Below are 10,754 nucleotides of genomic sequence, written 5' to 3'. Positions count from 1 at the left end.
CGTCATCGATAAGTATAATTTTCTTTCCTTTCTTCTTCATCAAAGATACAAAGTCTAAAATACTTTTTTTTATTCTTTTAATTTCTTTTTTTTCCAAAATTGGATCTAAATATAAATTATCAAATAAGGAACAATAATAACCCATATCTTTAAAGGATGCTTCAATTCTCAATCTCTTAAGAGTTTTATCTCCTTTATCAAGAGTATAAATATTTTCAGGTTTAATACCCGCTACTTCAAATGCATGCAATAAGGCAACACTATCTTCAACAAAATGATCACGCCAAACCAAGGCATAATTAGATAAACTTCCAGATAATTTCTTGGCGTATTTATTTAAAAGTGGTAAAGAATTAATAATTGTAGATAATTCTAATTTAGAAAATTTATTACTTAAAAAATCAATTTCTTTGATTAATTTTTTAACCCACAATTCTTGATTTAAACCATTATTTATTTGCATTTCTATTTTCGAAGAAGGAATTCCATTAATCTTATACACTGATATAGATTGAGTTGGTCGATCAGCATAAACAAAAATTATTATCTTTTTTTTAGAAATATTGCTTTCAATTACTATACTTCTATCTATTTTCTTGATGCTCCAAGTAGATGGAATTACTTTTTTAGTAATTTTAAAAACTTCATCAGAAATAAAAGGCTTTGTATTAAAAATAGTCCAATTTTTGTTAATCATACAATTTTATTTATTTAAAATTTATATTTTATTAGAGAAATGTTCCATTACTTCTATAATAAAATTATCTGGGTCAAAGAAACGAATCAATTCTTTTTGTTCATCAATTTGATGTGTTTCATATGATATATCAAGATAATCTAAGTGATCAGAAAATTCTTTAAGATTAATAACAAAAAATGCAATATGAAAAATGTCTTTATTATTTATATCATAAGCAACTTTTGTAGAAGAAAATAATTCAATGGTAGTGTTACCAAACTTAATAAATGCGACGTAGAATGGGCAACCACTCTCATCTTTAATAGTTTTAGATAGACGTTCAATTTCGATTTGAGCTCCAAAAACTTGTTTATAGAATAATAAAGATTTCTTAATATCAAAAACTCTTAATGCTATATGTCCCAAAGAAATTGGCATCATATGATTTTATAATATATTTTTAAATTCATTATATAAATATAAAAATAAAGTAACTGCACGCTTACGAGCTATTAACGGAAAGGTTTCTCTTGTTATTACCCATATTAGATCATAAAACAAACACTTGCAATATCCTATATCTATTAATTCTTGGGACTGGTTATTATATAATTGAGTCGAAAATTTCGTTGAAAAAGATCTAATTATAACAATAAAATTAAATAAACATGATTTACTTGAGGATTCTGAAAGATTACTAATATTTCCCTTACGATACATTAATCTAATATGTTTTTCCCAATTAATTGGGAACGGATAATGCAAAGAGAAAAATAATTCAAATCTAGAAAAATCATAATATATACATTCATTTGATAATATATATTCAAAATCTATCATTTTTATATTACATCCATCTAAAATAATATTACGCGGATGTAAATCCCCATGAATTGTTGTATGAGGTGCAGCAAACTCTAATCTATCTATTTTTCTAACAACTTCTTTTAAGAATTTACTATCCAAAATACTATTAGCATAATTATATATGGGTAACCTATTTCTAATTACCCTAAAACCTGTGGAAGTATTTTTATAAAGAGGTAATAATGCTTCAGAGAAAAGATTATTCATAGCTTGTAAATATTCTAATTTATATCCATTTTGTTTTAATATTCTATCTAAAGTTTTGTAAGATGAATAATATTCAAAGGCAATAGATTGTTCTTGTTCTTTGTTAGATAAAAAAATAGGTGAAGTATATAATTTAGGTAAATATTCTTGAGGAATATTTTTTTTAATACATAAAAAATTATTTATTTCATTTTTAGCCTCATTTTTGGTGTCATATTTTTTTAAAATGATAATACGAGAATTACCTGTGGATAATAAATATTTTTCAGATCCAATCTGTCTTCTAGGTATTATCTTTAATAAAGAATAATCCTTATTAATTTTTTCTAACAACCTATTTGTCATATAAAATATTATTAATTAACAATCTTAAGATCTTAAATTAATTATTTTTATTTTTGGTATATTTTTTGTGGGATTTTGTTTATTATATATTTTGCTATTAGATTTGCACTATCTAGCATACTATTAAAAGATCCTGAAATATTTAAATCGATAACATACCATTGGTTTTGATAAAATAATATATCAATACTATATAAATCTAATCCTAAAATATTGCCACATTGCGTAATTAAAGGGAATAATTTATTTTTTTCAATCTGACTTTGATTCTCATATTGTATAGAACTTTCCGGAGATAAAAAAATTGAATCACCAATACGATAACCTTTATATTCTATATCAAATGGAATATATTTTTGAGCTATGACTGGCCAATCAATTGTACTTGGTATATCTTCTATACTTTTAATTGTAATTACATTATTATTACGTGAACCAAATACTGGTTTTATTACTAATGGATAATCTTTAATATTTTTCGTCATGCAATCTAAAGAATTAACTAGATTATAATCAGGAATTTTTAAACCATTAGTGACTAATTGTTGATATACATAAGATTTATCTCTCAAACTATCTATAATATTTAAATCATTTAAAATATATACCCCTCTATTTTGTAAGGTTCGAGCACAATCAATAGCTTTATAAGAAGATGATTTTATAAAACAACAATCAAAACCACAATCAAGCATCTCTTGATTTGATAATTCAGGATTTAGAACCTCTATATTAATTCCAGTTCTCCGTATCAGACCTATAGTCTGATGTAATATATTATCCACATCTTCGGCAATAATGCCTAGTTTCATATATTTATGAGTTTTATTTTCTATCTATATTATTAGCACTTTCCCCAATAAACTGCAAATATAAAAAAGTAGAAGATAAATTATTCTATATTATCTTGTTGGACACAAATATAACAATATTGGGCAAGATAATCTAGAATTTTTTAAATAAAATAACCTATATATTATTGTTTGGGTTTTTTAGATTTTATCTTTTTTATTAATTCATCTCCAAGTTTATCTACTCTTTTTTTAAAACGATCAATAATTATTGTTAATATTCCATAAACCAAAGCACCAATAATTAAATATGGAGCCATGGTCTTAATAAGTTTTCCAATTGCTTCACTTGCTTGTGGATCTGCTGCCATATTTTTTATTTATTTTTTAAATTATTTATTACATCTAATAATTGATCCTGATTTTTTTCTAATCCTATTTCAATAAAATTACCTAAACAATTTTTTTCTTCTAAAACCTTTTTTTCAGCGTCCATTATATAATCATCTATCCATATAAAATATTTTGAGAAATCAATTCCTTCTGTTTTTAACATATCCCAATAAGATGGTTTTATTTTTTCTAAATATTGTAAACTTTCTATAGGTAATTTATCAGATAAATACTCCATACAATCATCTTCACCATTTCTACAATGAGTTGTAAGCCAATAACAATCAAAGTTATTTGTAATATATTTTATGAAATCTAAAACATTATCAGCTGGACCACCATGCTTTTTTAGTAATACTCCGTCTATGTCTAAATAGATATTCATATTTTTTTATTTCTTTTTTAATACCTTCCTTGGTTTTGCACCATTGGCCGGACCAATAAATTTTCCTTTCTCTAATTTATCTAGTAATCTAGCGCTGCTTGCATAGCCAATACGAAATTTTCTTTGTAATAAGGTAGCGCTTACAGATTCATGTTCAGTAATTAGCTTTATTGCTTGTTTATAAAGTTTTTCCTCCGCTTCAGGAATAATCACAGATGATAGGGTATTGTTTTTTAAATTACCTGATACTTTTTTTATTTCTACTAAAATTTCTTCTAGTAATTTTTCTATTTTTGAAAATTCATTTTGCATATTTTTTTAAATTAAAAATTATTTATATATTTTTAATAATTCCTCTATTTTTTCATCACTAATATGAAATCCTTGTAATTTTAATACTTGATCACTTGATCCATAGAAAATCATATCTCCTTGACCAATAAGTTTTTCAGCTCCTGGAGCTTCTAAAAGATCAGCTTCATTTTGAGAGGGAACTTGAAATATTAATTTAGAACTAATATTATTTTTAATTAAATTTGTAATAACTTTATTTGTTATCCATTGAGTACTTATAATTAAATGAATTCCTATTAATTTAGCCATTTGTAAAATTTTAACTAAAACCATCTCTATCTCTTCATTTGGTATAATCTCACCTAATTCACTAATAAATATTATAATGTTAGGAAGTACTGTTTGGTTACATTTTTCATTATAAGAATACATATCATGGACATTATTCTCTGCTAAAATTTCATACCTTCTTTCCATTTCAGCAATAGACCACTTCAAAGTATTTAAAACTGTATCCTGCCGATCTTTATAATAAATAGGTGGATATAATAGATGGGGAATATCATAAAAATTTTGAAATTTACGAATAGGATCAATTAAAATAATTCTCAAGTCTTTTGGATCTTTTTGTTTTATTAAAGATAATAATGCAACTCTGTTAAACATTCCAACTCCAGAAAGAGCCATACCAGCGCTTAAAATATGATGACATTCCTTTAAATCTATAGAATGTAATTTGTTATCTTTATCTCTACCAAGTGGAATAATAAATTTATCACTAGGACTTTTTATTAATTCATCTAAAAATGGTTCTAAAGGAACCCTTGCATTTGGGTCATTTCTTTTTATATTTATATCTATGTTAGGCATTTTATTTAGTTATTTCATTAGGAATTTCAAGACTAATCAAAAATTGTGAAATTGATGTAATTCTAAGTGGATGAACTTTTAAATTCATAGATAATATATCCGCTAAAGCAAATACCTTGGAAAAGTCTTTTTCATTTTTTAGTTTTAAAACAAATTGAGTAATTATAGGGCCAATATTAATTTCCTGTATTTCAATTTCAATATTATATTCAGATAAGGTTGTTTTAATCTTATTTCTACTGTTTTCAATATCAAGGCTAATGTTTGATTTTTCTTTTTTTATACAATTTCCAGACTTAATCATTTTTTCTTTTTCTTTATCACTAACATAGAATCCTTGCAATCTTTTTATTGGCTCATTTCCTTTTTTAAATAACATATCCCCTTTGCCTAAAAGTTTTTCAGCACCGACTTCCTCTATTATAGTTATTGAATCGGCGGAGCCTGGTGTAGAAAATGCTATTTTTGTAAAAAAAGAATCTTTTATTTCTTTGGTAAAAATATTAGTTGATGGTCTAGATGTGCATATGATTATAAAAATATTTAAATCTGCTCCATACTTAGCTATTTTAGAAATTTTTTCATTAAAATAATCGTGATTATCACTACACATAATATCTGAGTATTCATCAATAACACAAATTATAGGATGATAATTTTTATATATATTTGTGTCTTCTTTTTTTCTAGTGGCTCTAACAAAAAATTCTTTATCTAAAAATTCAAATTGTTCTTTTGTATTATCTGGTTTAGTGGCAACATCCCCAATTAGACATTCTGTTCCATTGTAAGGGGTCAATTCTACTTTTTTACAATCTGCTAAAACTAAAGACATATTATTATCTTGTTTTAGTAAACTTAATATAAGCGAATTATTAAAAGTAGACTTTCCAGAACCTGTTGCACCTGCCATTATTATTGATCTGAGATGTTTTAAATCTTCAAATACGTATTCAAAATTAAAACCAACACCAATTGGAATTAAAGTCTCTGTTGTTCGATTCAAAAATTGTTCTGATTCAAATGCTTTTTGTAAATTAATATACATATTTTATTTATATTTTTTTAAAATTCTTTTGTAAAATATTTATCAATTGTGCAGGTTTTAGTACTGGTGCTAAATATACTAATATACCCATCAGGGCAAGAATTAGGGTCTCCATCTCTCCATTTCTAGTCTGTGTATCTAACACTACAGGCATCATTTTCCTCATCATAATAACTATCTTCTACATTATTCCATTTTTTCTTTCCGAAGTTTCAAGTTCATAACAATCTTTTTTTCTTTTAACTATATACTCTTTTTTTCAGCGTCCATTTGTAATTATTTAATGCCAGTTTATTTATTTAATTATTTATTAAGCATTTTTTGTTTCTTCTAACATAGCTTCTTTAAATTTTTTATGAGATTCTTCACCTTTCTTACTATATCTTAGTTTTCTCATCATTTCAGATACTTCTTCTTTTGTTTTTCCACCAAATCTTGCTTTCCAAGATGCTTCTCCACCCATCTTTGCAAATTCTTTTATATCCATATATTTATTTCCTTTCTTCTAATGATTTAAGTATAAGAAATGTGCTTGAAAATATAATACCAGCAAATAATGCTATTTTTTTAAATACAAAACTATACGCAGTAACATGGTCTAATTCAGCTGGATCAATATTCCAATCGAGAGCAATCGTATCAAGCATATATAAATTTCTATATATTCTAAACCAATTATAAAGAGCATAAATAACAACAATCGAAATCATCATAATTACAAAATATAACTTTTTGTTTTCTTTTTTTAGCGTTGAAATTTCTTTAAAAAATAACACGAGTTGTTTCCAATACAAATATATAATCATTGAAACAATTAAAAGTAGTAATATTATAAATTCTAATGGAGTAATAGAAGCTTCTCTAAATATATACAATGGAAATGATATTACAATAAAAATATATAAAGACAACAAAATAATAAATATGAATTTTGCTACAGTGTTTATCCAATTTTTTTTGTAAAATATTATATACAAGCAATAGAATACTATAAGCAAAGAAAGTGCTAATAAAAATTCTGAATATTTATAATCTTTGAATGTGTATATTAGAAACATACAACTTATTAATAATACTAACCACGAAATACCTAAAATTAAAAACCTTCCTACAGATGTTTTGCTCTTTTTTAAAGTAAAAAATTCTTTCATATATTTTTATTAAATATTAATATTCTAATTTACTAATTTTCCATATAGAACCATCTTTTATCATTTGTCCATTCATTGTAATAGAATGACTTTCTTGTAATCCAGAAAGTACAACATCTATATTTAAAAAAGCTATTTTATTTTCTGATTTATATGTCAAATCTTTTAATTTAAAACTTTTTAAATTAATTACCTCTGAGGCAGAAGATCCCTCTGTTGATTTAAATCTATAACAAAAATCAATAGATTTATTGTATAAATAATCATTAAACGATTCACAATCACCTGTTACTAAATATTTAGAAGCAACTTCAAAATCTTTTCTTATTTTTTTCTCTACAAAATATGTATCATCTATTTTTAAATCAAAAACTCTAAAACATATATAAATCAAAAATATTATAATAAATATTGAAACAATAAATAATATGATTTTTTTTCTGTTTAATTTTTTCATATTTTTAAAATTAATTTTTATATTTATTTATAATAGACCAATTTTCGTATTGAAATAATTCATTTATGATTCTTTTGTCATTACCTTCTTTTGTAAACAACAAATTTAGATTTACTATAATATTAAGTTATTATTATTGTTTTCTTTCAATTTTAATAGGTTCTGCGTTAGGATCAGTAACTTTAGGTTCATTTGGTGATAAATTGAAAAAAGCATCAATAGGATTTATTGCTTCTTTTAGGTAAATTGGTAAACATTTTTCTAATTCAGATTTAGGAATTATTCCACCACCAAATTTATTACAATCTTTAAATTCAAGAAAATAACAATCGCTTGCATACATAGCAGGAATCATTTCTTGATCACAAATCCCTTTTAGTTTTTGCTCATCAGATATTGTGGAATGATATTCTCTCTTTATTTGCGTTTCTTTTATCATTTCATCAAACGCAATATTGTATTCAACTTGACTTTGATTTGTTTCGTCTAATGATTTTGTTTTGTTAGTATTATTAAACAAAAACCACCAATAAGCTATAAACGAAGCTAATAAAATTAAAAAAATAATAACCGCAGGTAATTTTTCTTTTATTTCTTTTTTCATAAATTTTAATTATTAGTAAATAATTATACTCTAATCTTACACCTCTAAAATACCCAAATCAAGCTATAAAACAATTGGACATTTATGAGTAAATCCCTGTAGTCCTGAAACATACCAAACGCTATTATCTTTCTCATTATAATAATTGGCATACAGTTTATATTCATAAAGAAGTTTCAAGCAATGTGCACACCTATTTTCATTATCACATTTACAATGCACTGTCTGTATTAATCCTTTATAATATTTCTCACTTGGATCCAAACATTGTCCCTTAAATTGGAAACACTTATCACATCTAATAAGACCATTCGGAACACCTTTATATTTAATATTTGGCTTTCTAAACTCTATTAACTCTTCTTTTGTGGCATATCTTCCTCCTTTTGTTGGATTTATAAAAAGCCATTTATTCATGTCGCCTTGAGCCACATAGCGCTGCCTTACTATTTCACATCTTATCCAAAAAGTTGGATCAATTTCTTTTGAATCCTCATTTGACATAAATGGTTCTAATCTATTTATAAATAAAGCTCCTCCTGACGGTCTAAAGTCAGCTCTTCTTTTACCATTCTTATCAAAAAATATTGAATCTTTTTCAGCTAAAACTAGACAAGTTTCTAAATCATTCAATAAATATTGAACATGTGTCATACGCAACAAATCCTCTTCTCTTGCTCTAGGCAATACTATAATATGATAAGCACCAAGCATTAGCTTTGTGACAATATATGGAAAAACTTTAGGATGTTCTTTATTTATATCTTCTCCATTACTTTCTTCTGCTAAATTAATTCTTGTATCATACATAAAATTTATTATTAATTACTATTTTATTTATCCCACTCAAAATCTCCTCCAAAATGTCCCCAAGTGCAAGTATCTACGAATTTTATTTCATCTAATTTTAGACATTTACGTATTCCCATTGGACTGAGATCATAACCTGTAATTTCTTGCTCTACTCCATCTATAATAGCTACAGCCATTACTGGATTACTTTTTCCTATTGCATAAGCAAGTTTTGTGTAAACTTCTTTTGCATTATTTTTCTTTAATAAATCAACAGCAATTTTTCTTGCCATATATGCACCACTTCTATCAACTTTTGTATAATCTTTACCAGAAAAAGATCCACCACCAATAGCTATCTCTGGGCCATAATTATCTACAACAAGCTTTCTTCCAGAAAGTCCTGTGTCTGCATCAAATCCGCCTTGAGTCCACTCACCTGATGGATTTATTAGATATTCATCTGCTTTAATTATTTCTTTTACTAATTCTAAAAGTTTATCATTTTTTGTATTTTGAAAACTCACAACAACAGTGAGAACTTCGTTGTCTTTTATTGTAACTTGTGTTTTGCCATCATATGGATAAATTTCAAATACCTTTTGACACAAATTTCTAGCAAGAACATATTCAAGTGGCAAATATATTTCTGTTTCATTTGTTGCATAACCTTTCATAATCCCCTGATCTCCTGCACCACCAATATCTACACCTTGAGAAATTGATAAACTTTGTAAAACTATGTTTGAAATTATCTTATAATCATTTCCTACTATATTTTTTACAATACTTTCAATATTTGGTTTTGATTTTGAAGTCACTTCTCCATTTATTGTTATTAATTTATGTCCACCCATTACTTCTATTGCCACTCTGCTATCTTTATCATTTTCTAAGTAAGCATCTAGAATACTGTCAGCAATAAAGTCACAGATTTTATCTGGATGTTTTGGACTTACAAACTCTGCTGTTTTAATCATAATTTTGTTGTTAATAATAAAAAAATCTCTTACCAGTTTTGGAAAGAGCTATTTTGTTTTATCAAACAAAAAATCGATCTTTATCTTTTCCCAAACTGGGCTGGAATTGGCACCTTCTTAAGATATCAACCTTAAGGGCTGTCGGACGGATCATTGGGCCAGAACCCTAACCGTCACTCTTGATAAACTAAAACTATTCAATTGTTATTTTTATAATAACTTATTTTTAAAAATAATACAAATTATGTAAAATTAATTAACTCTTTATAACCTTAACAACTCTACCTGCAACTGTATAATTACCAATATCATCTTCATGAATATAAATAGGTGGATAGTCTCTTTTTGATTCTGATTTTAAAATTATTGTATTATCTCTAAAATTATATTTCTTTATATTTGCCAAACCATCAATTACTGAAACTATATAATCTCCATCTTTTGGTTCTTGTATTGAATGGTCAACAATAACATAATCTCCATCATTTATAGAATCTTGATCTTTTCCTATTTTTGCCATGTTCATAGAATCTCCAATAGCCTTTATTGCAAAAACATTTTTTGATTTATTAAAAATCTTAGGAGATACTCTTAAGTAACCCTCTATTTTATCTTCTGCAATAATTGTTGCATCTCCACAGTTAGCTGATCCAAGAATAGGAATAGCTATTAAATTACTATTTAGTGATTTGCCACCTTGTAATTTGACCGTCTCTCCTTTTTCTTTTAAAATTCTTAAAAGTCCTTTTTTCTCTAGCTGTTCTAAATGGTGTTTTATTTTTTGTGGTGCATCCCCTTCTCCTACTGCATTGCTAATTTCTCTAAGCGACATCTTTGCTAGATTTTTATCATTAGCTAAATTTAAAATATCTTTTTGAATTTTATGCATAT

16 protein-coding genes and 1 riboswitch are annotated in these 10,754 nt (G+C 25.7%); all 16 genes read right to left on the bottom strand.

All coding sequences use genetic code 11. The features are described from left to right. A partial coding sequence (locus PHZ07_02265; protein ID MDD3284396.1) for a hypothetical protein occupies positions 1-697 on the bottom strand: 697 nt, incomplete at its 3' end. Between the two features lie 21 nt (positions 698-718). Further along, positions 719-1,120, bottom strand: a complete 402-nt coding sequence (locus PHZ07_02260; GenBank protein ID MDD3284395.1) for a VOC family protein — start codon at positions 1,118-1,120, stop codon at positions 719-721. A gap of 6 nt (positions 1,121-1,126) precedes the next feature. Then, positions 1,127-2,098, bottom strand: coding sequence for a phosphotransferase (locus PHZ07_02255; GenBank protein MDD3284394.1), 972 nt, complete (start codon positions 2,096-2,098; stop codon positions 1,127-1,129). A gap of 47 nt (positions 2,099-2,145) precedes the next feature. Continuing rightward, positions 2,146-2,910, bottom strand: coding sequence for a hypothetical protein (locus PHZ07_02250; GenBank protein ID MDD3284393.1), 765 nt, complete (start codon positions 2,908-2,910; stop codon positions 2,146-2,148). Positions 2,911-3,074: 164 nt separating this feature from the next. Next, a complete protein-coding gene (locus PHZ07_02245) occupies positions 3,075-3,260 on the bottom strand; it encodes a hypothetical protein (protein ID MDD3284392.1) in 186 nt (61 codons plus the stop codon). A 5-nt stretch (positions 3,261-3,265) separates the two neighbouring features. Then, positions 3,266-3,667, bottom strand: a complete 402-nt coding sequence (locus tag PHZ07_02240) for a hypothetical protein (GenBank protein MDD3284391.1) — start codon at positions 3,665-3,667, stop codon at positions 3,266-3,268. Positions 3,668-3,673: 6 nt separating this feature from the next. After that, positions 3,674-3,979 (bottom strand): DNA translocase FtsK, encoded by a 306-nt coding sequence (locus PHZ07_02235; GenBank protein MDD3284390.1) that lies wholly within the window; start codon positions 3,977-3,979, stop codon positions 3,674-3,676. 18 nt (positions 3,980-3,997) lie between these two features. Next, positions 3,998-4,831 carry an FtsK/SpoIIIE domain-containing protein gene (locus PHZ07_02230; GenBank protein MDD3284389.1) on the bottom strand — a complete coding sequence of 278 codons (834 nt, stop codon included), beginning with the start codon at positions 4,829-4,831 and terminating at the stop codon, positions 3,998-4,000. A gap of 1 nt (position 4,832) precedes the next feature. Beyond that, positions 4,833-5,879: a DNA translocase FtsK gene (locus tag PHZ07_02225; GenBank protein ID MDD3284388.1), complete on the bottom strand. Its 1,047-nt coding sequence runs from the start codon at positions 5,877-5,879 to the stop codon at positions 4,833-4,835. A gap of 310 nt (positions 5,880-6,189) precedes the next feature. Further along, positions 6,190-6,366: a hypothetical protein gene (locus PHZ07_02220; protein MDD3284387.1), complete on the bottom strand. Its 177-nt coding sequence runs from the start codon at positions 6,364-6,366 to the stop codon at positions 6,190-6,192. Between the two features lie 4 nt (positions 6,367-6,370). Further along, positions 6,371-7,030 (bottom strand): hypothetical protein, encoded by a 660-nt coding sequence (locus PHZ07_02215; GenBank protein MDD3284386.1) that lies wholly within the window; start codon positions 7,028-7,030, stop codon positions 6,371-6,373. A 16-nt stretch (positions 7,031-7,046) separates the two neighbouring features. Continuing rightward, positions 7,047-7,487: a hypothetical protein gene (locus PHZ07_02210; protein MDD3284385.1), complete on the bottom strand. Its 441-nt coding sequence runs from the start codon at positions 7,485-7,487 to the stop codon at positions 7,047-7,049. Between the two features lie 133 nt (positions 7,488-7,620). After that, positions 7,621-8,091, bottom strand: a complete 471-nt coding sequence (locus tag PHZ07_02205) for a hypothetical protein (protein ID MDD3284384.1) — start codon at positions 8,089-8,091, stop codon at positions 7,621-7,623. A 63-nt stretch (positions 8,092-8,154) separates the two neighbouring features. Beyond that, positions 8,155-8,901: a hypothetical protein gene (locus tag PHZ07_02200; GenBank protein MDD3284383.1), complete on the bottom strand. Its 747-nt coding sequence runs from the start codon at positions 8,899-8,901 to the stop codon at positions 8,155-8,157. Between the two features lie 23 nt (positions 8,902-8,924). Next, positions 8,925-9,863 carry a methionine adenosyltransferase domain-containing protein gene (locus tag PHZ07_02195; protein MDD3284382.1) on the bottom strand — a complete coding sequence of 313 codons (939 nt, stop codon included), beginning with the start codon at positions 9,861-9,863 and terminating at the stop codon, positions 8,925-8,927. A gap of 77 nt (positions 9,864-9,940) precedes the next feature. After that, a riboswitch (SAM riboswitch) is annotated at positions 9,941-10,052 on the bottom strand. Positions 10,053-10,119: 67 nt separating this feature from the next. Further along, positions 10,120-10,752: a S24 family peptidase gene (locus PHZ07_02190; GenBank protein MDD3284381.1), complete on the bottom strand. Its 633-nt coding sequence runs from the start codon at positions 10,750-10,752 to the stop codon at positions 10,120-10,122. Positions 10,753-10,754 lie beyond the last annotated feature (2 nt).

It is taken from the genome of Patescibacteria group bacterium (assembly GCA_028692545.1).
GTDB lineage: Bacteria > Patescibacteriota > Patescibacteriia > UBA1558 > S5-K13 > STD2-204.
This window is presented reverse-complemented; position numbering and strand designations above follow the sequence as displayed.